This window comes from Bradyrhizobium sp. WSM4873 (assembly GCF_055811355.1).
Window position 1 is genome coordinate 1 of record NZ_JBVVPS010000051.1, and the last position, 22721, is coordinate 22721.

Below are 22721 nucleotides of genomic sequence, written 5' to 3' on the forward strand. Positions count from 1 at the left end.
GTCTTGTCCCGAGAGAATATTCTACGGGAGGCAAAACGAAGCTGCTGGGGATAAGCAAGCGCGGCAATCGATATCTGCGCCGGATGATCATCCATGGCGCCCGTTCCTGCGTGACTCATCTTGATCGCTCGCGATACCGCCTTGGCGCGTGGCTTGATGGACTTCAGGCACGCATGCACACTAACAAGGTCACCGTCGCCTTGGCGGCCAAGATTGCGCGGATCGCATGGGTGGTGATGACCAAGCCCGGCGCAAGCTATGAACGGCGGGATCCGGCCTTTAGCTGATCCCGTTTGTTCCAGACTGCGAGGTTCGTGAAGATGATGACGAAACAGTCGATCGGCGCGCCGTAAACCCTGTGCAAAAAAGCGGGCTTCGAGCCCGAACCATTTATCTGGGAACGGCACGCGCGGATCTCATCATGGCCTGGCCGCAACAGCGGCCCACTTGCAAGAGGCCGGATACATTTGTGCAGACTGCATCGTCCTCATTAAACGACCTTGCACGGGCGGGGCGGGTCATACATTCTTTCCCACGAGGTCCTTCAAGGCTGCGTTGTCCATCATGGCGTCGGCCAGCAACCGTTTCAGCCGCGTGTTCTCATCCTCCAGCGTCTTCAGCCGGTTGGCCTCCGAGACCTCCAGCCCGCCGCACTTGGCCTTCCATTTGTAGACGCTGGCGTCGCTGACGCCATGCTTGCGGCACAGATCGCGCGACCGACACGCCGGCCTCATGCTCCTTTAAGATCCCGATGATCTGCTCTTCCGAAAAGCGGCTGCGCTTCATGCTCTGGTCCTTGTCGTAGGCCAGAACGCACTTCAAACCGGATTAAACCCGCGGGGCAAGGTCAGCCGCTCTCTACCTAGCCAGCGGCTTGCCACTTTTCTTAGAGAACACCGACTGCATCGCCTTGCAAGACTGCTAGACCAAGCGGCTGAGCTCCTGACGATAGGCTTTCATATCGGCGATTGGCCGCCTCGCGACGCCGCTATCGGCGGCCGCCTGGGCTACCGCCGGCGCGATCACCTGTAGCAAACGCACGTCTAACGGTTTTGGGATTAGATAGTCGCGACCGAAGCGAAGCCCGCGCGTGTTGTAGGCGACCGCAAGCTCTTCCGGCACTTCCGCCATCGTCAACTCCGAGAGCGCGCGGACGGTTGCGTGCTTCATGTGGTCGTTGATGGTGGTTGCCCCACAATCAAGCGCGCCCCTGAAGATGAATGGAAAGCATAAGATATTGTTGATCTGGTTGGAGCAATCCGAACGGCCCGTCGCAATGATGGCATCAGGGCGAACCGCCAGCCCGTCCGCCGGCATTATTTCGGGTGTCGGGTTGGCCATGGCGAAGATCAACGGATCTCGCGCCATCTTCTTGACCATATGTGGCAAAAGCACGTTTCCAGTCGAAAGGCCCAGAAAGATGTCCGCATCCTGAATGATTTGGTCCAGCGTTCGCGCGTTGGTTATCACAGCATAGCGCGCTTTGTTGTCATCCATGCTTTCCGTGCGCCCCGCGTAGACAACACCATCCGCATCGGTCACAATGATTGCATCGTGGCGTAACCCGAGACTGACGAGCAGATCGAGAGATGGAAGGGCCGCCGCGCCAGCGCCGGAGCAGACTAGCTTGACCTCAGCGATATTCTTTTTAACCAGCTTCAGTCCATTGAGCATCGCCGCCGCTAAGACAGCCGCGGTGCCGTGCTGATCATCATGGAAGACCGGTATCTTCATTCGGTCCCGTAGCTTGCGCTCGATGTAGAAGCATTCCGGCGCTTTGATATCTTCTAAGTTGATGCCGCCGAACGTCGGTTCCATCCTGGCGATCGTCTCGATGAGTGCGTCAGGATCCTCTTCGGCGAGCTCGATGTCGAACGCGTCGATCCCGGCAAATTTCTTGAACAGGCACGCTTTGCCTTCCATCACTGGCTTGCTCGCCAGCGGGCCAATATTCCCAAGGCCAAGCACGGCGGTCCCATTGGTGATGACGCCGACCAAGTTGCTGCGCGCCGTCAACGCATGCGCCTGCAGCGGGTCCTTCGCAATGGCGAGGCACGGCTCCGCCACGCCGGGGGTATACGCCAGCGTCAGATCGCGTTGCGTTGCGATAGCCGTGGTTGGCACCACGGAGATCTTTCCCGGCCTGGGTAGGCGATGATATTGAAGCGCGGCGTCCCGCAGATCGCGACTCATTGAGTTACTCCACCTGGTTATTTGGCTCCGTTGTAGTCCAGCTTCACGCCGCTAGGGGATCCTCGATCACATCGGTCAGCTTCGATGGCAGTCCAAGCACCTCGGCGAGGCGCTGTAGGAGGGTGACCGTGCTTGGAGCCATTTCCGCGACGGGGCCGGGGACATAGCACGCGACTGCATAGGCTAGTTGCCGCTGCTTGGGGTCGGTCAGCAATAGTGGCAGGGTCTGGATTGCTTGCTCCGGCTCAAAGGTGACGATGGCGGTCTGCTGACGAGTGATGTCCGCCAGACGATCGGAAGGTAGTGAGCGGAAGGGTTCGTCCTGGGTCAGGACACGTGACCAGCGGGCCAGGCGGTCACGCCGGAAGCCGCCGCGATCGGTCACCAGCAGCACTATGATGCGGATAATGGCTTCGGTGAGCCCGCCGCTCGCAATTGCATTGAGCGCAATGGAGACTTCGGGCTCCCGCCTCAAGTGGTCAAGTGTCGTCCTTTTGAGATAAGCTTCGTAGGGATTGCTTAAGAGACGCTGCCAAGGGCTGCTCCATATCGTGTGGAATATCAGCTCGTAGCCCATGTCGCGCAAGTCGCGCCAGGCAACGATCGCCTGCTCCAAACTCTGCACAAAGAGCGCTTCGGCAGCGAGGAGTGGATTGTCGGCTGCGGCCTTCGCTCGCGACTTCCGCACCTGATCGGAAATGGCCTTGTAGCCGGCCATCATGGGATTCTGGGACGACAGCAGCGCTCGCCCCAGACGCTTAGGGTGCAAGGTTCGGCTGGCCTCTGCCGAAATACCTGTCACTGCCGCCTGCACGAACGGACGGACAACCGCATGATAGATCTGCGCCTGAGCTTCAGAGGCGCGGGCGACCGCGGCAAAGGATCGATCATCGTCATAGCCGTCGTTGAACGCACGAATATCCACGAAGGTGCGCTCGACCAGCTCAACGCTGTAACGCTTCCGGCCCCCGTCTTCTTGAATGTCCTTGATACGCATCTCGTAGAGTCCAGGTAATAGTGCTTCAATAGCCTCCAAGGTCGTGGCAACTTCACTGTACTCCTTATTGACTACTCTCGAAGCGACAAACGTGCCGAGATGGCCGACGTCGTCGTGCACAAGATACACAATCTGCTGACCGCGAACGCGGATCTCCTCCTCGCTTTGATACACTTCGGTGATCCAATTCAGAGCCTGCTGAGGTGGCGTAACGTTGTCGCCATGGCTGGTAAATATGATGATAGGCGCTCGAACCCGTTTGAGGTCGAAATGCCGCCGTTCCGGCTCGCCGTATGCGTTGTTTCTCGCCAGCCGGTTACCAACAAAAAGTTGCTCAACAATCCAGCGGATTTCGTTCTCGCGCATCAGGCAGAACCCGCCCCACCACCTCTCAGTTGCAAGAAAGGTCTCGTGCGCCGTGTCCACATCGCGGAACAGTTCGGCATACTTCAGGAACAGTTGGCGTTCGGGGTTTAGGGTTTCGAAATTCTGTACGAGATGAGCGCCGTCGAAAAGCCCGCCGCCTAGATCGGATAAAAGCATCGGTAGCCAAGCGCCGCCGAAAATTCCCGCAATGTAGCGGAGTGTATTTTCGCCGATGTTGCCGGAGGTCGGTGTTACTGGCGATCCGCTGAGGACGATTGGGCCGGTCAGGTCCCGATTTGTCGCGACGACGAGGAGGGTGGCCCAGCCAGCTTGGCAGTTGCCGACGATGACCGGGGCGGGGGCGTGCGGATGGCGGCGCATGACCTCCCGAACAAACGCCGCTTCAGCATGCGTGACGTGAGAGAGGTACTGGTCCTGCTCTGGTTCTCTTCGGAAGGCTATTAAATAGACCGGGTGACCTTCCCGCAATGCGACGCCCACCTGACTGTCAGCCTTATGGGCCCCCACGCCGGGACCGTGTCCCGCGCGCGGACAGATGATTACAAATGGGCGATTGGTTTCGGCGACCGTGACCCCTTGGGGTGGAATGATGCGGAACAACACGTAATTAGATTTCAGGGGTAAATCCGCTCCGTCCATTACGATCTCGTACTCGTAGAAGAGGACCGGCGGACAGCCGGCCGCCTCATGTTCGAGGAAGATGTCGCCGCGCTCTCGGAGAGTATCCATGCACAACACGGCGCGCTCACCGATATCGCGCAGGTATTCCATCCAATCGAGGCCAAGGTTTCCCTTATCGCGCTTCTCACGTAGAGCCTCAGCCAGACGTTCGCTCCCAACTAAAAGCTCTTGCTGCCGCTTAGACTGGCTGTCGCAGATGCGTTGTGCGCGACGCAATGCGGCTATATGCAGAATGTTGGCGGTCTCGGCGCTCGCTTCTGCGAAGCGTTTGGCGCAAGCTGTAAGGGGACTTTCGACGACCGCACTATCGAGTTCCGCGCGTTGCGCTCTGATCCACTGGACTGGATCGGAAAATCTAATAGCTTTCGACATGGCTTATCCTCTCTAGTTCTAGAGTAGACGCCGTCCGATATGCTCGTAGTTTTGCTATGGTACCGGATTGCCCGATCGATGCTCATTCCATCTAGCGAGTGGGCCACGCCTACGACGACGCTGTACGAGCCTAGTGGTGACTTCAACCGTTCCAATGGTCCACATGCAATGGCGATGCCAGCCGGCCGTCGACGCCGACATGAGCATCAATCTCCTGCAGAAGTCGAGTTCATGCCTAGAGAAGACCGACAACTTCAGTGTCTACTCGTGTTCCATTGCCTCCTGGTTTGTCCGACTAATGACAGCGATGTCGGACTTGACGTGGGCAAGCACCCGGACAGACGGGCCTAGCTGGTTTGCAGCAGGCAATCTTCCCAGCGCCTTGGCCCTTGATTGGCCCAGAGGGGCGCTTTCCCGTACTTCTCACACTGCCAATTGCTCTTCGGGGTGGGATAGGTCAGGCTTGAGGCGGATGGTGCCGCAGGTGGCGTCCGCGGTAGTTTCGGCAAGGCCGATAAGAGCCGCAAGGCACAGATCAGCACATAGCCATCGTGGCGAACCACAGCCGCAGCTGGTTGGCGCCCATGGTCGCTGTGGAGGTGCGGTCGGCGTAGAGATCGAGCTGGCACTCCTTGATGCGGTTCTCCATCTCGCCGCGCGCGAAGTAGATGTCCTGTAGAGCTGCCGCGCGCCGGCCTCGGCCTGCTTGAGCGAGGTGACGACGAAGCGCGGATTGGCCTCGCCTTGTTGTCCACTCGGCCTTGGCGACGACGCGGCGTTCCTGTCTCCAGCTATCGCGCGTACGCCACTGGATGTCCTTGAAGCGGCGTGCCGGGCGGCCGGTCGTCTCGGCCGCGGCTCTCGCCGCGGCAAGCTCCCCTTCGATCATGGCGACCAGGCGCGTGTTGCGGGCGAGCCCGAACAGATAATCGACGCGGTTCCGCTCGCACCCCGCCATCAGCGCCTCGCGCGCAAAGCCACTGTCGGCGCGCAGCACGATGCGCACGAACGGCCAGTGGGCGCGGATTTGCCGCACAATCCGCGCGACCTCCTCGATGCTGCCCGCGCTGGCGTCGATGTCGGCGCGCCGCAGCTTGGCCGCCAGCAAATGCCGGCCGCAGAACACGTACAGCGGCAGATAGCAGTAGCAGTCGTAACAGCCGCGGAAGACGCTCCCCTCCTGATGCCCGTGCAGGGGGTCCTCGTGGCGTCGAGATCAAGGATGATCTGCTTCGGCGGCTGCTGGTGCGCCTCCAGGAACAGCGTCACCGGCAACGCCTCGATCACCGCCGCACCGTAAGTGATCTTGTGATAGCGCGAAGGTTCCTCCTGGCCCAGTTCCAGCCGGTTCAGCGTCGACTTGCCGGCCACTGGTGCGCAGTCCTCGCGCCGGGCGGCAAGATTGCCCGCCAGCACCGCCATCAGCGGATCGTGCCGCAGCTCGTCGTGATCGTTGAGGTCTTCGTAGCCAAGTGAGATGCCAAAGACCCGCTGTCCGAGCAACGTTTCGACGGTGTGCTCGATCAAGTCCGGGCGGCGCCGTAACGAATGTGCTTCCACGCGCCATGGCGCCATTCGCCCCGATAACGCCGAACAAAACGACATGGCCGGCCTAATCCGCTAACGCGAGGACAAAACATAGCCGTCGTCACAGGATCACCCGAAGAGACGCATCATTATTGATGATGAGTGGCTCGAGCGCGTTCTGCAGATCCGCGGTCCGACGTTGGGGACGTTATGGTTGACTTGCTCGATCCAACGGTCACTTACAAATCCGCCGCATCGCGATCAACGCTAGCCCAGCGGCATGCCGCACCCTACATTCTCGCATGGTCGTTCTAGCGTAGTCAGCGTCCGATACCATGCGCGTCATGATTATTATGGCGCGCGGAGCAGCGAAGAAACGACCAAGCGTCTCTGACGCGGACTGTCGGACTTACGACACGTCGGTACGTTCTATCAGGCCTCTTACAAGATCGATTGGCACCATCATTCGCGCTGCCGTCAACAGGCTCACTTGGGACGTGACCTGACGTTTCGGACCACCAATTTCAGTTTCAAGTGTTTCGCCGCGGCGGTCTGCAATTATATCCGCCGCAGCCTAACCGACACGGTCCGTCGGCGACGGGGCGCTCTTATCGACCTGTGAGCTGGTCCCGATTGTCAGAACAATGTTTCGCGAGGCTGCCTTGGATCAAGCAATCCCTGGACCAATGGTCAGGTCGAGCGCATGAACCTTGATCCGCTCCAGAAATGCGATACTAATCAGGGCGGTCCCGGCATTTCCTGGGGCGACCAGCCTGGGCGACCGCGGGATGTGTCGGTGCCCAGTCTGGTTTTGGCGGAACGGTAATCGCGCTCACGGGCACCCAGGCTCGTTCGAGCGTCACCGGATCGCGCAGCTGGGCGAAAGTCTCGGTGCGAATGTCCAGCCACTCGAACCAGCGACCCTGGACGGCGACAAGCTGGGCTGGCCGGAGCACGCCGAAATGATCTCGAGGAGAAACCCTTATCATTCGTCAAGCTCGACTTTGAACCTTGGCAGGAGAGTTCAAGATGATATTGCGCCCTTGTTCAACTACCGGAACTGGGATTTGACAGTCACAGGCTAGCCAACCCGACCAATCCGTTTCCCGTCGAGCCGGAGCTTTGGCCGCAATAGGTCCAGCCGTTAAATATTTATTCGTTCGCCCCTGGGCACGCGGCAAGTGCATGGGCGGTGTTGCGCGCCATGGAAAACTGCTCCCTCGGCGTCACGAGGAATTGCTCTCTCCTTGGATGAGCCAAGGAGAGAGTGAAAGAAAGAGGCTCGTCGTGGATTGATCCCCGGGGCAGGTGATGAAGACGCCGGATGACGTGGCGGAGATGATGCGCCTGAGGGAGTGCGGGTGGGACTACGTGGTGGCGGGCGGGGTGAAGGCGTTCAAGTCGCCTGAGCGCCCGAAGCGGCTCGATGATCTCGAAGGTTGGCTGCGCGAGAAGTTCATTCGGCATCGCGGCAATGCGGATGTGGTGCACCAGGACCTGTTGGCCCAGAAAGGCGTGGCAGCCAGCCGGCGAACGCTGCAACGCGCCGTGCAGTCCTATCGCCAAGCGCTCAAGGCCGAAGCGCTGGCGACGACACCGTTCGAGATGCTTACGGGCCGGCAGCTGCAGATCGACTTCGGCGAGCGTCTGGTCGAGGTCGGCGAGAAGATCAAAGCATTCGTGTTCGGCGACACTCGGGCATTCGCGGCGGCTGCATGTTCGTGCGTTCGAGGCGAGAAGCAAGAGCGCTGGTTCGCCGGGCTCGAGAGTGCATTCACGACCTTCGGCGGCGTGCCGGAGGAAGTGCTGATGGACAACCCACGCGCTCGTGGTGCGCCACGATGCGGTGAGCCGGTCGGTTCAGTTTAACGACAAGCTCATCGCGTTCGCGAAGCACTGGGGTTCCGTCCTCGTGCCTGCGCGCCGTATCGGGCGCGCACGAAGGGTAAGACGGAGAATGGTGTCGGCTACGTGAAGAAGAACGCGATCGCGGGGCATTCCTTTCGCGAGCTGGGAGGCATTCGAGCCGCATCTCGCCAGAGTGGGAGCGTGAGGTGGCGAACGTACGTATCCACGGCACGACCGGCGGGGCGCCGATCTCGCTTTGCGCCTGACGAGGCACACCGGTTGAAGCCGCTCGGCGGGTCGTTCGGATCGCTGCGCGAACTGGCCCGCGGCGTCGGCAACGATTGTGCCGTCGAGATCGACACGAACGGCTACTCGGTCCCGTGGCGGCTGATCGGCGAGCGCGCGCGGTGACGGTTGCGGCCGGCGAGGTGCGCATCGGCCACGGCATGCGGGAGGTTGCGGTCCATAAGCAATCGGAAGGTCGCCGGCTGCGGATCATCGATTCCGCCCACCTCGACGGGGTTGCCGGTCGCAATGGTGCGGTCTCTCGATCGGCAATCGCGAACCCGACATTGCCCGCGCCTTCTCCACGAGGCAAGCGGGCAATGGCGATCTTGCCGAACGCGCATTGTTGCCGATGCTCGCAGACTTTCGCGATACGGCGTGGAACGGCTTTCTCGAGTTGAACCGGCTAGCGTTATCGGAAGCCTTGCCGGGCAGAGCGAAAGCCGCGCGCTGGCGGTCGCGATGCGATGGAAACACTATTCGCGCGTCGCGGTGGGGGATCTCCTTTGCCGACGGATGCAAGAGCACCTGATGGGCGGCGGCCATATAAATTCCCCTGAAGGAGAGCCGGTTGGCGCCGTGGAGCGGATCGATCCAGGCAGCGAGTTCGGCTTCCTTGAGAGCGCTAACGCCAGGAGATCTACTTCAGCCGTGTCAGTGTTCTGGAAGGTCGGGCGAATATCACTGTCGGCTCGCGTGTATCTATCGAGGAGCTCGGTGAAGATGGTCTGCGGGCCCTCGCAGTCAAAGTTCTAAACAAATTGGCTCAAGTGCGTTCCTGCGGGCCACAGCATCCGGGACCGGCTAGGCCCGCACTTTTGACCATCCATCGGATGCTCAGGCAACGCTTGCGCCCAGTCAACTACCTCTCTTGGGAGTTGATGGAGAAGATGGTCAGATGGCAATCCTCATTAATCCATCATCAAGGAAATCGATATGAAGCTGGGTTTGGAGATGAAAGACGTCCTGCTGGGCACGGTAGCCTTCATTGCGCTAGCTGCTCCTGCTTCTGCCGCTGATCTGGCCCCGCGACCCTACGTCAAAGCGCCCCCGACGGTCATTCCAATCTATGATTGGAGCGGCTTGTACATCGGCTTCGATGGCGGCGGCGGCTCCGCGCATCAGTGCTGGGACCTGCTTAATTCTGGCGACGTGGTCGTCGCTCCGCCCGTCAGCATGGGGTGCCATAATGCGACGGGAGGCACGGTCGGCGGTCAAATCGGCTATCGCTGGCAGATAGCGAACTCGGTGTTCGGCCTGGAGGCGCAGGGCAACTGGGCCGATTTCAAGGGCTCCAGCGCCAACCTCGCTTTTGCAGGCGTCCAGGATGAGTCCAAGCTTGATGCATTCGGCCTGTTCACGGGCCAAGTCGGCCATGCCTGGAATAACGTGCTGCTCTATGTGAAAGGTGGCGCGGCGGTTGTCCGCGACAAATACCGGGTCTCCGATATTGCGACCGGGCTGAGTTTTGACAACGGCAGCGAAACTCGTTGGGGCGGCACGGTAGGGGCGGGCCTGGAATTTGCCCTCGCTCCGAACTGGTCCATCGGCGTTGAGTACGACCATCTGTTCATGGGTCACCGGGACGTAGACTTCTTTTTTTCAACAGGAATCCCGGGTGTTCCGGTGGGCGCTTTTGCAGGGACTGCCCGTATCGGTCAGGACGTCGATATCGGTGTGGTCCGCGTGAACTATCGCTGGGGTGGCGCCGTCGCCACGATATATTGATCTTCGCCAGAACGAAAGCGTTCCTTCACAGGGGGGCACGAACAGCCGGATAATCCTGCGCTGCTCGTCTCTCAAGGTAGCAATCATTGATGTAGGTCATTTCCAGAAACTACGTAGTCGTCCGTGAAGAAGGCCTAAGCCACTGATCGGGAATCTCGATTTGGGCTACGGGGCATTTCCAGATTGCAAGGTTTTGCTGCTTTGGGCGTCAGAACCTTGCGATTTGGCTTTCGTGGATTCCCTCGAAGCGGGAAGCATGATTCCTTGTCTGCATCGGAGGGGACGATGCGGCCGAAGAAGCACAAGACGACGGGATCGAACGATCTGTTCCGGGCTCGGCTCGACCAGATCATCAATATGAAGCACGAGCTGGTTCTGCTCGCCGGCAAGGTCGATTGGGACTGGATCGACGGCGAGATCGCGCCGCTCTACAGCGAGAACGGCAGGCCCGGGATCGAGACGCGCTTCATGATCGGTCTGCTGTTGCTCAAGCACATTTACGGGCTGTCCGATGAGGGGGTGTGCGAGCGCTGGGTCCATGACCCATACTTCCAGTTCTTCACCGGGGAAGAGTTCTTTCAGCACACGTTCCCGCACGAGCGCTCGGACCTGAGCCATTGGCGCAAGCGGCTTGGCGACAAGCTGGAGTTGCTGCTGGCCGAGAGCTTGCGGGTAGCGCACGAGGCCGGTGCATTACGCAGCCAGGACCTCAAGCGGGTTACGGTCGACACCACGGTGCAGCCGAAGGCCATCACCTTTCCGACCGATGCCAAGCTGCTGCATGCGGCCATCAAGGGGCTCAACCGCCTGGCGATCAGGCACGGCGTCAGGCTGCGGCAATCCTATGCTCGCATCGCCAAGGCCGCCGCGATGATGGCCGGCCGCTACGCCCATGCCAAACAGTTCAGGCGGCATCAGCGGCAGTTGCGTATCCTGCGTAGCCGGCTGGGCCGGATCATCCGCGACATCCGCCGCAAGATCGTAAGCGTGGTACCGAGGCCCTTCAGATTGTTTGTGCGCAGTCTTGTGAGCGCCGCTAGAAGAGTCATCTTCTGCAAGGGTACTCACAATGGACAACCATTCGGACGACATAAGACGACCGCTGTCTCCGCGTATCGAAGTGTATGCTGGAGTAGGCCGAAAGCTTAGGAAGCGTTCTCCAGCGTCAGCTCCCCGATCTTGGCATGCAGCGACTTCACATCGATCCCAGGCGTAGCCGGCGCAGCGCCGCCAGGTCCAGAAACTCCGGAAGCGCTACCCCCCAGCTGCGCCTTCCACGCCGTGATCTGATTGGGGTGGACGTCAAAGTGCTCGGCCAGCTGAGCTATCGTCCGGTCGCCCTTGACGGCGGCAAGCGCCACCTTCGCCTTGAAGGCCGGTGTGTGGTTCCAGCGTGCTCTTCTGCTCATCGTCGCTCCTGATTTGCAGGCATCAGCGTGCCCGCTGTCAGGCAGAAACTCCACTTATCGACCTGTTTTTGCGGAGCCGGCTCTCACTACTCACAGAAGGGCTATAGTCACCTAGCTGAGAACCGCGGACAACGAACCTACTACTTTTGGTACAGAACCGGGTCCGCACATTTTGAAACGAGCGATGATGGAGTGTCAGCGTGACAGTGGGCAACGCTGGTGCCCACTCATCAGGCGCGGCAACGAGCAGACGAGCACCGTCGTCGATGTCGACGGTGGCGCCTGCCGCCATTAAGGGCGAAGGGGCCCGGCTCGCCTATCGACGCGCGCAAGCTGCTTGACGAGATCGCCAGGAGGTCCCGAACAAGTTTTCACTCGAGGTTCCGGACTTGAGCAACTTCCAACTCAGAGTGCTGCGACCGACCGTTTGAATTCAATTGGCGCAACGCCCTGTCAGGCACGGCGCGTCTTTGCCGACGGACCATGCGCGGCGGCCCAGCAGTCGTTTGTGGGGCCGACGGTTCCGATCGACATCGATGCGGATTCTGACGCGGGAGCTGAAGCGGCGGCCCCTTGACGATCCTGATCAGCGACAAGATCGCCGTCGATCGATCATTCCGCCCGAAATGCTTTCTTTGAATCGATCAGGGCTAAACAATTTATTGTCTCTGGAGGTCGGCTGCACCACGGATGCCGCGATCCGTTCACCTGGGGCGGTCTTTGCACCACCGCGATCTCGCGAGAATGTTGATCGCGGGCTGCTTCGAAAGCCACGTCCGAACGGTCGCAGTTTCCCTGTCGGGCAGCAGGGTAACAAACTGCCGATCCGACGAACTGGATAATCTCTTGCGCGGAGTAGACGCCTTGCGGCTTCAGCAGCGTAAGGGGCGGATTAGCAAGGCGTGCGGCGGGCGCTGTCCTGCCGACGCTTCGTCCCGGCAACAGCTACCTAAAGGGGTAGGCCCAGCTCCTCCGACGATGGGTTATGTTGTGATGCGTCGCATTGGTCCGTTGGCAAGCGCGTGGGAGTGTCAGCCCACCGGGCGGGTTCACATTCGCGAAAACTCGAACAGCTCTCGGTTAAGCTGAATAAATCACGGTTGCTGCGAGTGCCGGAGACTACTTGACTCCTCCAGCCTCCGATTTGACGCTCCGCAACGTCAGAGATCCAAATAAGAAGACCGTGGGGAGAGCAGGAGCCCCCCATTGCCCGAAACTGACGACCACCGGATCGACATACGCGATACGACCTGTGTTCTCCGAGGACCTCATGTGCCCAGCGCCCCAGTTATCGCGCCCCCTCCACAGGCGGCTCCACGTAGAACCTATTTGGTCGGAACGGGCATCGCCGCGTTGGCGGCTGCGGCCTATCTCATCAAGGAGGGCGGGCTTATGGGCCCCAGTGTGGTGCTGTTCGGAGAGACCGCGCACTTTGGCGGTAGCCTCGACGCAACGGGCAATCCGAAGGATGACGATGCGAGGCGTGCGGCTGGAGAAGGGGGCGGAGGTCACCGATATTGATGTCTTGATCCAACACGGGCAGAAGACTGCCACGTGCCTACGCTACAAGCAGGGCGGGGAGCATCGCGCTATAGATCTGACGGAGCGAGATCTGGTTTTCATCACGAACGGGTCGATGACATCCGACACCAGCTACGGCTCAATGGACACGGTTCCGGTTCTGAACAGAGAGCGAAACGGCAGCTCTTGGAAGCTATGGGAACGTTTGGCCAGCATGAGCCCGGACTTCGGTCAGCCCGCGGCCTTTGTCTCTAGTCATGCCAAATCCAAATGGGAGTCCTTCACGGTCACGGGCGATGATTCGACCTTCTTCGATCGGCCTGAAGCCTTCACCGGAAGCAGTGCCGGGCACGGCGGACTGATCACGATCAAGAATTCCAATCGGCTTCTGACCTTTGTCCTTAACGCACAGCCACACTATTTCGAACAGCCGAAGAATGTTTGGGTCTGGTGGGGTTACGGGCTGTTCCCAGACCAACCCGGTAACTTCGTCCATAGGCCCATGTCAGAGTGCACGGGGCGTGAAGTCCTTATCGAGTTGCTTTTGCACTTGCGCTTTACGGACAGTATTCCGCGCATTCTCGACAGCTCGCGCGTCGTGACCGCGATGATGCCCTACATCACGGCCCAGTTCATGCCACGGACTGGGACAGACCGACCGAAGGTGATTCCCAAGGGATCGCGCAATCTCGCCTTCATCGGCCAATTCTGCGAAATGCCTGACGACGTCGTGTTTACGGTGGAATATTCCGTTCGCGCGGCGCTAAACCGCCGTGTTCACCTTGCTCGACGTTAAACGCGGGCTGACACCTGCTACTTCATTGCGCATCGACCACAGCAGAAAGGACACGACTAGCCGCGTAGGGCGGCCCAGTCAACCTCTTGCAATAATACCAAACGATCCGGAAAAAAGTGAGAGAAGTCCTGCAAGGGTGCGGCAGCTATTCCGGGACTGTGACTAGTTCTCGCGGCGGTCCTTTATGCGATCCGGCAAGGTGCGTCCTGAATTCCGTCGCGGTGGACAGCCTGGCAGTTCGCGGCGCGAAATACATCCGATTCGCCAGCGAGCGCGCATGGATGTTGTGGGAGCGAGTTGCGACCTCTTCCCGAACATAGGCGGCAGATTGCCCGCCCAGGCAAGTATCACTTTGTTCCGGGACCATTTCGTTTCCCTACCTAAATCCGCAGTATGGAGTTCTTTGCCTTGGATCACGATACCATCCGCGCCGAGCTGATGTACTTGGAGTCGCTTGGCTCCCGACTCTCCGGCTCAAAGTCCCATGATCGACTTATCGAGCACGTCAAACAGCAGTGGGCCGATTTCGGCCTGCGAGTTCACGAAGACATTCTGCATTTCGATCGTTGGAGCATGGCGGCCGAAAACCGGAACAGTCTGCGTCTCGATATCGACGGACGCGACGTAGCGATCTCTTCGGTCTTTCCCTATTCCGGCACGACCGGCCCCCCAGGGATCGAAAAGCAATTGCATAGATTACGGGGCCCAATACCCCGATGGGCTAAAGCTCGCGGAGGAATTGCAGTCGTCGAGGTCCATAATCGTGAGTTCCCGCTTGGTGCGGTGGTCAAGACTTGGGACCGGGCTCGCGCATGGGGCAAGACCACTATGCCGCTGATCCCAGCTACACTCGCCGGCCTCGGCCTGACGCCTGCGAGACGAGCTGGCGTCGAAGCGGTGATCTTCGCTTGGCGCGGCATAAGCACCGCCAACGCCAAAGGACAGTATTTACCGTTCACGTTGCCCTACCAGAACATTCCAGCCGTCTTCGTGGCTGGAGACGAGGCCGACTTTGTACTCGCCGCCGCTTCACGAGGCGGCCAGGGAACGCTGATTGTTGATGCCGTGATGGAACGAGACAGCACCATGCGCACGATATGGGCGGTTGTAGAAGGTCGCAGCGCAGCCCATCAAACTGTGCTATTGGTGAGCCACAGCGACGGTACCAATATTCTCGAGGAGAACGGTCACATTGGTTTGGTCGAACTCGCCCGGCAGATGGTCGCTCAACCATTGGCGCGCACCGTCGTGTTCGTGTTAACCGCTGGACACCTGCGGATTCCGGCGCTCACTGACGATGGCCAAGCGACTTCGCGCTGGTTGCGGGATCACCCAGAGTGGTGGGCCGGCGGCCCCGGAAATCGCCACGCGGTGGCAGGTCTCGTGATGGAGCACCTCGGCGCTCGAGAATACCGGGACGATCCTGTCAACGACGCCTACGAGCCGACCGGCAAGCCCGAACCCGAATTGCTCTACGCCTCCACTCCGCAGCTGGCCGCGCTTATCGAATCAGAGTGGCGCACAACCGACGAACGACCGAGAGTGTCAGCCCCAAACGCGCTCATTCAATTCGGCGAAGGCCAGCCGCTCTACCTCAAAGGCATCCCGAACATCGCGCTCGTCACCATACCGCAGTACCTGCTAAGTGTTGAGCCGGGTGACTACGTCGACATCGCTCTGCTGAACAGACAATTGAGCAGCTTCGCGCGCCTGCTGCGACGAATAGACACCATGCCAATAAACGAGATCGGCACCGTCAAACCCATCACTTCACTCGTGAAAGCGGCTAGTGCGTTGCGTGCGATCGCTATTTTGGCTCACAACTGGTCGCACTGGCGATAAACCGCTTTCAGCAACCTGCGAATTTCGGGGAATAGATCTTCCGGTCCGGACCGAACCTGGGAACGGTTGCCTTCCTCGGCAGGCTGCCCTCGATCAGCCGGGCCAGAGCGTCGGCCTGCATGCGCCATCTTCGCAGGCTCGGCAGGCGTATTTGGGCGTCGTGTGACGACAACGCGGAACTGCGCCAGCACCATGTCCAGCCGCTCGCTCCTGTCTTCACCGATCTGATCCAGTCCGCCTTGGCAGGAGGAGCAGATCTTGTCGTCGGGTCGAGGACGACCTCGATCCGCGGAACATGGGCCGGAAGTGCCCCGCGATTGTTGCGGCGCTTGCGCGCCCGTTCGGTGCGACCTTCCGGAGCTGTCTCGTCCTGGCTGGCTTCCGTACAAGCCGCAACCTGTTGGACATCCTCTAGACCGAGTACCATCTGCTTCTCAGGAGGCGTCTCGGTCTTCCGGCCAAAAGCGATGACGCTGCAGCTCCTTGATGATCTGGCGCAGCCGCTCGCTCTCGTGAAGCGCTGCCAGCGGCAGCGCCTTGAGCGTTTCGGGATCATCAGGAAGGTTGTCGCTCACCGGCAATCAGCGCATATTCGCGCCAGCTTGACGATGCGCTCGATGCCCCTGATTCGCGCGGCCCACAATTATCCGGCTTTCGTCGGGACGATCGTCTCCCGTGCCGCGTGGACACACCGGCAGTCAAGCCCCTCAAGCAGCGCCGACAATTCCGCCGCCGACAAACGCGTCACGCCATCCCGATCTTCAGCCAGCGGAAGACGCAGTCTTCTTGATGGTCCGGCGCAAGATTGAGGCGGGACTTACCCCATGGATCGAGCGAGCCCGCGCCAGCGGCAGTGCGGGCGGCGATCACTTCACCTTGGTCCAATGGGCAGACCGAGGGTCAGATCACGCGCCTCAAACTCGTTAGACGTCAAATGTACGGTCGCGGGAAAATCGACCTGCTTCAAGCCAGACTAATTGGCGCAGAATAATCGGAGCTGCACCAAAATTGCGTCAGAGCCCAAGCGGGACCCCTGGATCAGGGTCCACAGTGGCTTCCATCGAGTCATGGAAGCCGAGGTTGGGATGCTGGTGGTGGAGACGATTGGTAAGATCCGTCGCGCCTACTTTGTTGATGGTCGTCCGATCAAGGCGATCTGCCGAGAACTTGGCGTATCGCGGAAGCTCGCAAGGTCATTCGTTCTCAAGCGACGGAGTTCCGGTATGAGGGCGAGACGCAGCCACTCCCGAAGATGGGCGCCTGGAGTGCCGAGCTTGACCGGCTGCTGGCAGGGAATGAGAGCAAGGCGGCGCGGGAACGGCTGACGCTGATCCGGCTATTCGAAGAGCTTCGCGGCCTGGGTTATGCCGGCGGCTATGATGCGGTTCGTCGATACGTGCGAGGGTGCAGCAAGGAACGCGGCACCTCCACAGCGTCGGCCTATGTGCCGCTGAGCTTTGCACCAGGCGAAGCCTACCAGTTCGACTGGAGCCACGAGGTCGTCCTGCTGAGCGGCACCACGGTGATGGTGAAGGCTGCTCATGTCCAGCTCTGTCACAGCCGCATGCTGTTCGTGTGGGCCTATCCGCGGGAGACGCAGGAGATGGTGTTCGACGCCCACGACCGGCGTTCGCCCTGTTCAAAGGCACCTGCACCCGCGGCATCTACGACAACATGAATACCGCCGTAGAGACGATCTTCGTCGGTAAAGGCCGTCTCTACAATCGCCGCTTCCTGCAGATGTGCAGCCACTTGTCTGGTTGCGGTTGCTGGCACAAGGGTTCAGCTCGTTACCGACAGCCTGCGAGGCTCGCTCTTGTCTACGAGGTCGACGTTCATAGCCGCCTCACGATGGTAGTCCGAAGATCGGGAGCTGCTATCTATTAGGCGCGTGCTGCAGGCACAGAGGTTGCAGCGCAGTCACCCCGACCTCGTCCTCGCAGGACGTCGTCCCGCCTTTTCGGCGGATCCGCTGAATTGCTAATTGATCATGCGGTCGCCTCCTCGCGGGTCCATCGGAACTCGCTTCCATCGGCCCAGACCCGATGCATCACGATCGCTAATTTTCGTGCGACTGCTACGATCGCTCGGCGAAGGCCGCGTCGCTTGGCCACCCTTACACCCCAAGCTTTCAATGCGGACCAACGCTTGGTGCGGGTTAGAAGTGCAAGCGCGGCCTGATAAAGTATGGTCCTGAGCATCACATCGCCACACCTCGAAATAGCGCCATTCCGATCGGTTTCCCCAGATGCGTATTTGCGTGGCGTAAGGCCAAGATGCGCGCCAACATCGCGGGAGCGTTGAAAGCGATCCGGGTCATCAATGGTTGTTAGAAACGTGATTGCCGTCAGTGCACCTACGCCCGGTATCGTCATGAGCCGCTGACATGTCGGTTCGCGGCGTACTATTTCAAGTACCATCTTGTGCAGGACGCCGTACTGTTCACGCAGCGCGGCTCGAGCCACAAGCATTGGGCGCAGCATCGCCGCGAGTCGTGGATGGCCATCTGTGAGTTCATTAGTCTGCTGCTCAAACGTCGCTTGAGATATACGACCAGACAGCTTTAAGCCGAAGACGCGTAAGACGCCGCGAATTTCGTTCTCGATATCGATCTGCTTGATCAAAAGCGTCTTGCGATTGTTGAGAAGCATTCGTAGCTCCTGGCTCACGTCACCCTTGATATGAACAACGGTGTACCAGCCGACCCGCATTACCTGTGCAATGGCGCGAGCGTCGTTTCGATCGGTCTTAATCGGCATCGTCTTAGTCACGCCACGCAGTCTTCGGGGATCGATGCAGACTGCGTGTAAGCCGGCAGCACGCAGTTCGCTGTACAGCCAACGAGCGAGACCACCAATCTCAATCCCGATCTTGACAATGGGCAATCCGCTTTCATTGATCCAGGCAACAATAGCCTCCGGTTCCGAAAGTGCCTTGCCCTCGCGAATGACGACGCCATTCTCGTCCACAACACAGATAGCCGTCTCCTTTAGCGAAACATCCAGACCGACATAGTGCTTCATGTTCCCGCTCCTGCTGCCACCGGCTCGCCGGCTTCCCTTCCAGGCTGAGCCTTTCGAGCAGCAACCGCAATCACCCCATCTATCTGGTCGATCCGGTCGCCTGTACGCCAGCGTCGGGCTGGGAGAAGGGGCAGGTCGAGAACCAGGTCGGGCTGGTCCGAGAACGCTTCTTCACGCCGCGGCTGCGGTTCAAACACCTCGACGAGTTAAACGCCTGGCTGCTCGACAAATGCATCGCCTACGCCAAGGCTCATCGCCATCCGGAGCTGGCCGATCAGACGATCTGGGAGGTGTTCGAGGCAGAGCGTCTCAACCTCGTCCCCTATGCAGGTCGGTTGCGCGTTTCGCGGGATCGTGAGCACGGATTTCAGACGATCGTGAGCACGGATCGTGAGCACCTTTTGGCGGTGCCGGGGGCCGACAACTCAACTGGCCTACGGATTTCTCATTCAGCCAATGAGGAAGCCTGATGCCTACCCAGAGATTGTCGATGCACCGGATCAGAGAAGCCACGGCCTGACCGAGCGCTTCATCGCGCGGACGTTGGAGTGAGCAATGGCGTCGTCCATGGTTACGGGCGGCGTGCCCGCCTTGCCGGGCTGAGCTGGCCGCTGCCGGAGGGCATGGAGGACGAGCGCCTGGAGCTGCTGCTGTTCCCGACGCCGACGGCAGCCTCGCAAAGCGACCGGCGACCGGCCCCCGATTGGGTTTATGTGGAGAAGGAACTGCGCCGTCGCAGCGTGACACGGCTGCTGTTGTGGGAAGAGTATCGCGCCGCCAATCCCGACGGCTCCGGCTATACTTGGTTTTGCACGACCTTCGAGGCCTGGAAGCAGCGTGCGCGCCCGAGCATGCGTCAGACCCACATCGGCGGGGAGAAGGTGTTCGGGTCGATTCCGCCGGCGACACCATCGACATCTTCGATCCCATCACCGGCGAAGTGCGCGCCATGAAGCTGTTCGTCGTCGGCGATGGGGGCCTCGAACTACACCTACGCCGAGGCGTGCCCAAGCGAGAGCCTGTCCGACTGGATCGGCGTGCATGCCAACCTGTTCAGGTACCTCGGCGGCGTGCCGAAGTTTCGTGGTCTGCGATAATCTCAAGGCCGCCGTGACCAACCCCGATCGTTACGATCCTGAATCAACCGAACCTATGCCGAGATGGCCGGCCATTATGGCACCGCGATCCTGGCGGCGCCGCCAAGGCGACCAAAGGACAAGGCGAAGGTTGAGGTCGCCGTCCAGATCGCGCAGCGCTGGATCCTGGCCCGCCTGCGCAATCAGCGCTTCTTTTCCCTGGCGGAACTGAATCCTGCCATCCACGTCCTGGTCGGCGTACTCAACGCCCGCCAAATGCGCGGTTTCGGGTCAAGCCGCGCCGAACTGTTCGCCGAGATCGATCGTCTCAAGCTGGGAGAACCGCCGGACCAGCCGTATGTCTTTGCGCGCTGGAAGCGTTGTCGCGTCGCCCCTGACTACCAGTTGAGATCGACGGCCATTGGTATTCTACCCCTTACCGTCTGATCCCTGAACTCGTCGATGTCCGCATCGCCGACAAGACCGTCGAGATCTTCCACAGGGGTCAGAGGATCGCGAGCCACGCCCGTGCGCCCAACCGCCGCAGCCATGCCACGATCGCCGATCATATGCCGAGCGCCCATCGCCGCTACGGTAAGTGGATGCCGAGAGGGCTGATCGCGGCCGGCGAGAAGATCGGCCCCTCTGCCGCGGCGTTTTTCCAGGGCATCATCGCGGCAAGGCCTCATCCCGAGCAAGGCTTTCGTACCTGCCTCGGCATCCTGTCGCTGACCAGGAGCTACGACAATGCGCGCGTCGATGCGGCCTGCCGACGCGGCATCCTCATCAAGGCTCGCTCCCTCGCCTCGATCCACTCGATTCTCAAGAACGGCTTTGATCGCGCGTTCCTTGACGAGACATCCAACGATCAACCCCTGCGCCACCGCAACATCCGCGGTAAGGGTTATTTCCAGTGAACCATGGAGATCTCAATGCTGATGCATCCCACCCATGAACGGCTGATCGCACTCGGCTTGACCCGAATGGCCGAAGCCCTGGAGGAGCAGCGACGATCGTCAGATCTCGCTGCCTTATCGAGATGGGCGGAGTCGACGATCCGCAGCCGGCGCCCCTCCGATTGCTTATGGACCGCAACCTGGTGCAATCCATGGCGGACCCGCACCTCGCCAGCCGCCGCCGTTACCGCCACGCGCTCGCAATAAGGCGCCACGGTACAGAGTAGCTGTTCGTATCGATCTCGACCGCGCAATCGTTGCCGACGACGCGGCTCAGTTCGCGCTAGGATCCGAACGATGGCTGCCCGCTGAGCGGTTTCAACCGGTGCCCTTCGTCTCGCGCGAAGCGGATCATCGGCGCCTCGCCGGTCGTCCCGTGGATACGAACGTTCGCAACCTCACGCTCCCACTTGGCGAGATGCGCCTCGAACGCCTCCCAGCTCGCAAATGAATGACCCGCGATTGCGTTCTTCTTCACGTAGCCGACGCCATTCTCCGTCTTGCCCTTTGTGCGCCCGTTACGGAGCGCAGGCGCGAGGACGGAAGCCTCAATGCTTCGCGAATGCAATGAGCTTGTCGTTAAGCTGAACCGACCGGCCCACCGCGTCGTGGCGCACCACGAGCGCGCGTGGGTTGTCCATCAGCGCTTCCTCCGGCACGCCGCCGAAGGTCGTGAATGCGCTCTCGAGCCCGGCGAACCAGTGCTCTTGCTTCTCGGCTCGGAACGCACGCACAGTAAGCGCTGTTTCGGTCCCACCTTCCATTGAAGGCGTCGAGCGAGGAATGATCGATCTCTGATTGGAGATCGGCTTGTGTCTAAGCTTGAACATATGCTTGAGCCCAGGACCTCGGTTCGTCTGGTCGAGGTCATCACGGAGAGCGGCCGACGCCGGCAGTTCTCGGCCGGCGACAAGGCGCGGTTCGTCGAGGAGACGCTGGCCCCGGGAGCCGTGGTATCGGAGGTCGCGCGGCGGCACGGATTGTCGCCGCAACAGCTGTTTACGTGGTGCCGGCAAATGCGACAGCCGGCTGCGATCCCTGTGGCTCCCGAGCCGCAGACGTTCGTGCCCGCTGTCGTTACCCCATCGTCCACGCCGCCGGAGCGCTCACCGCGGCAGCGCCGACGCCTCCGGAAGGCGCTCGAGGGCGCCGAGAACAGCAGCACATGTTCAAGGAGCCATCCGACGTGGCATCGATCAGCCATTGTCATGTCTAGCAAGGATCTTTGCACCGCGCACTCCGACGGAAACCATGGGATGAAGGGCGTGAGTCGACAGAGGTTCACGAACTCCCCGACGATATCGAGCGAGTAAGTTCGCGGAAGCTGGGTACGGGTGGGGCAGTGAACTTCCAGGTGACGGTTCTCAAGGTGCTGGTCAGCTATCCAGACGGGTCGCCGCCATGGCGGACCTCAAGCGAGATATGGCGATTCTGGCCACGAGCGGACCGGACTGGACCGAAAGGACGAAGCGATTGGCAGTCCGCGTGCCCGACTTGGATATCTTCTCCCAAGGACTCATTGAGCGGATGAACGGCGGCTGGCGTGTCACTGATAAGGGACGCGCGGTTCTCGAGATCAAGGAGGCTCGGCCCGCACCCGCTCAACAAGCAAGAGAGCTGCCTGAGGTCCTCGCGGCCGAGGAGCCGGCGCCAGCCGCGACTCTGCCGCCGATGCCTTCGATAGGGCCGGTTCGACGCATGCGGGAACGAAGGCGACGCCAACGCGATGCTGCACGGCGAAGCCAAGCGAGCGCGCCGTAACGAAGCTCCGTTCACGAACAGCGCATTTCCGGCTGTGCGTGATCAGACGGATCGAACGTTCGATGATGTTGTTGTCGAGCTCGATGCGGCCATCATCGACATAGCGCGTCACACCCTGCCAGCGTGAGGACGTCCAGCGGATGGCGACGGCGAGCTTGGCGTTTAGTCGGCTAGCCAGTATTGAAGTTGGCTGCGGGTAATCCTAGGGCGGGGACATTGTTTAGAAGGAATGCCAAAGCACCTACCTGGCCTGGCAGGTTGCTAACTATCCTGCCGTGCGTAGACTGCTCGAGCGAATGCAACTCGCGAGATCCAGCGA

At 60.4% G+C, this 22721-nt stretch carries 12 protein-coding genes and 12 pseudogenes; 13 read left to right on the forward strand and 11 right to left on the reverse strand.

Annotated features, from left to right (window positions below):
- Window positions 1-287, forward strand: a 287-nt coding sequence (locus AC0L21_RS35420) for a transposase (protein ID WP_473266431.1), incomplete at its 5' end; no start/stop codon positions are given.
- Window positions 288-521: 234 nt separating this feature from the next.
- On the opposite strand, the pseudogene AC0L21_RS35425 reads toward AC0L21_RS35420, so the two are convergent.
- The 4 genes and pseudogenes from AC0L21_RS35425 to AC0L21_RS35440 form a co-directional block, all read right to left on the reverse strand.
- Window positions 522-786 (reverse strand): annotated as a pseudogene (locus AC0L21_RS35425) (transposase); the annotation flags it as partial.
- 138 nt (window positions 787-924) lie between these two features.
- A pseudogene (locus AC0L21_RS35430) lies at window positions 925-2193 on the reverse strand (malic enzyme-like NAD(P)-binding protein); the annotation flags it as partial.
- A gap of 43 nt (window positions 2194-2236) precedes the next feature.
- Window positions 2237-4630 (reverse strand): DUF3141 domain-containing protein, encoded by a 2394-nt coding sequence (locus AC0L21_RS35435; RefSeq protein WP_473256001.1) that lies wholly within the window; start codon window positions 4628-4630, stop codon window positions 2237-2239.
- Between the two features lie 535 nt (window positions 4631-5165).
- Window positions 5166-6235: pseudogene (locus AC0L21_RS35440) on the reverse strand (IS1380 family transposase).
- 1233 nt (window positions 6236-7468) lie between these two features.
- Here AC0L21_RS35440 and istA (AC0L21_RS35445) point away from each other — a divergent pair.
- From istA (AC0L21_RS35445) to AC0L21_RS35455, 3 genes and pseudogenes are all read left to right on the forward strand, one after another.
- Window positions 7469-8589, forward strand: a pseudogene (gene istA / locus AC0L21_RS35445) (IS21 family transposase); the annotation flags it as partial.
- 637 nt (window positions 8590-9226) lie between these two features.
- The gene (locus AC0L21_RS35450) at window positions 9227-10018 is read left to right on the forward strand and encodes an outer membrane protein (protein WP_473266432.1); all 792 of its coding nucleotides are present in this window, start codon (window positions 9227-9229) and stop codon (window positions 10016-10018) included.
- A gap of 285 nt (window positions 10019-10303) precedes the next feature.
- Window positions 10304-10999 (forward strand): annotated as a pseudogene (locus tag AC0L21_RS35455) (IS5-like element ISBj5_B family transposase); the annotation flags it as partial.
- Window positions 11000-11172: 173 nt separating this feature from the next.
- Here the strand turns inward: AC0L21_RS35455 and AC0L21_RS35460 are convergent.
- Window positions 11173-11427: pseudogene (locus AC0L21_RS35460) on the reverse strand (transposase); the annotation flags it as partial.
- A gap of 1272 nt (window positions 11428-12699) precedes the next feature.
- Here AC0L21_RS35460 and AC0L21_RS35465 point away from each other — a divergent pair.
- The 3 genes from AC0L21_RS35465 (at window position 12700) to AC0L21_RS35475 (ending at window position 15586) form a co-directional block, all read left to right on the forward strand.
- Window positions 12700-12948 carry an oleate hydratase gene (locus AC0L21_RS35465; protein WP_473266440.1) on the forward strand — a complete coding sequence of 83 codons (249 nt, stop codon included), beginning with the start codon at window positions 12700-12702 and terminating at the stop codon, window positions 12946-12948.
- Window positions 12911-13744, forward strand: coding sequence for an oleate hydratase (locus AC0L21_RS35470; protein WP_473266435.1), 834 nt, complete (start codon window positions 12911-12913; stop codon window positions 13742-13744). The genes AC0L21_RS35465 and AC0L21_RS35470 overlap by 38 nt, the downstream gene beginning before the upstream one ends.
- A gap of 408 nt (window positions 13745-14152) precedes the next feature.
- Entirely contained in the window at window positions 14153-15586 is a 1434-nt protein-coding gene (locus AC0L21_RS35475) for a hypothetical protein (RefSeq protein ID WP_439034121.1), read from the forward strand.
- A gap of 61 nt (window positions 15587-15647) precedes the next feature.
- Here the strand turns inward: AC0L21_RS35475 and AC0L21_RS35480 are convergent.
- Window positions 15648-16161 (reverse strand): annotated as a pseudogene (locus AC0L21_RS35480) (IS66 family transposase); the annotation flags it as partial.
- Here AC0L21_RS35480 and AC0L21_RS35485 point away from each other — a divergent pair.
- Both AC0L21_RS35485 and istA (AC0L21_RS35490) read left to right on the forward strand, forming a co-directional pair.
- Window positions 16054-16395: a hypothetical protein gene (locus AC0L21_RS35485; protein ID WP_473266446.1), complete on the forward strand. Its 342-nt coding sequence runs from the start codon at window positions 16054-16056 to the stop codon at window positions 16393-16395. The pseudogene AC0L21_RS35480 and the gene AC0L21_RS35485 overlap by 108 nt on opposite strands.
- Before the next feature lie 276 nt (window positions 16396-16671).
- Window positions 16672-17338 (forward strand): annotated as a pseudogene (gene istA / locus AC0L21_RS35490) (IS21 family transposase); the annotation flags it as partial.
- Between the two features lie 236 nt (window positions 17339-17574).
- Here istA (AC0L21_RS35490) and AC0L21_RS35495 read toward each other — a convergent pair.
- Complete coding sequence (locus AC0L21_RS35495) at window positions 17575-18609, reverse strand: IS110 family RNA-guided transposase (RefSeq protein ID WP_473266437.1); 1035 nt, start codon at window positions 18607-18609, stop codon at window positions 17575-17577.
- An 80-nt stretch (window positions 18610-18689) separates the two neighbouring features.
- Between AC0L21_RS35495 and AC0L21_RS35500 the strand changes: the two are divergent.
- Window positions 18690-18941: pseudogene (locus tag AC0L21_RS35500) on the forward strand (IS21 family transposase); the annotation flags it as partial.
- Window positions 18942-19078: 137 nt separating this feature from the next.
- A pseudogene (gene istA, locus AC0L21_RS35505) lies at window positions 19079-20602 on the forward strand (IS21 family transposase).
- Between the two features lie 223 nt (window positions 20603-20825).
- On the opposite strand, the gene AC0L21_RS35510 reads toward istA (AC0L21_RS35505), so the two are convergent.
- The 3 genes from AC0L21_RS35510 to AC0L21_RS35520 all read right to left on the reverse strand — a co-directional run bounded on the left by AC0L21_RS35510 (window position 20826) and on the right by AC0L21_RS35520 (window position 21618).
- Complete coding sequence (locus AC0L21_RS35510) at window positions 20826-20918, reverse strand: Mu transposase domain-containing protein (RefSeq protein WP_473256005.1); 93 nt, start codon at window positions 20916-20918, stop codon at window positions 20826-20828.
- Between the two features lie 6 nt (window positions 20919-20924).
- Entirely contained in the window at window positions 20925-21119 is a 195-nt protein-coding gene (locus AC0L21_RS35515) for a hypothetical protein (RefSeq protein WP_439034120.1), read from the reverse strand.
- A gap of 70 nt (window positions 21120-21189) precedes the next feature.
- On the reverse strand, window positions 21190-21618 hold the full coding sequence (locus tag AC0L21_RS35520; RefSeq protein ID WP_473256006.1) for a hypothetical protein: 429 nt from the start codon (window positions 21616-21618) through the stop codon (window positions 21190-21192).
- Here AC0L21_RS35520 and AC0L21_RS35525 point away from each other — a divergent pair.
- Entirely contained in the window at window positions 21577-21954 is a 378-nt protein-coding gene (locus AC0L21_RS35525; RefSeq protein ID WP_473266442.1) for a transposase, read from the forward strand. The two genes, AC0L21_RS35520 and AC0L21_RS35525, sit on opposite strands and share 42 nt — an antisense overlap.
- 29 nt (window positions 21955-21983) lie before the next feature.
- Window positions 21984-22402 (forward strand): annotated as a pseudogene (locus AC0L21_RS35530) (hypothetical protein).
- A 16-nt stretch (window positions 22403-22418) separates the two neighbouring features.
- Here the strand turns inward: AC0L21_RS35530 and AC0L21_RS35535 are convergent.
- Window positions 22419-22559, reverse strand: a pseudogene (locus AC0L21_RS35535) (IS66 family transposase); the annotation flags it as partial.
- Window positions 22560-22721: the final 162 nt, after the last annotated feature.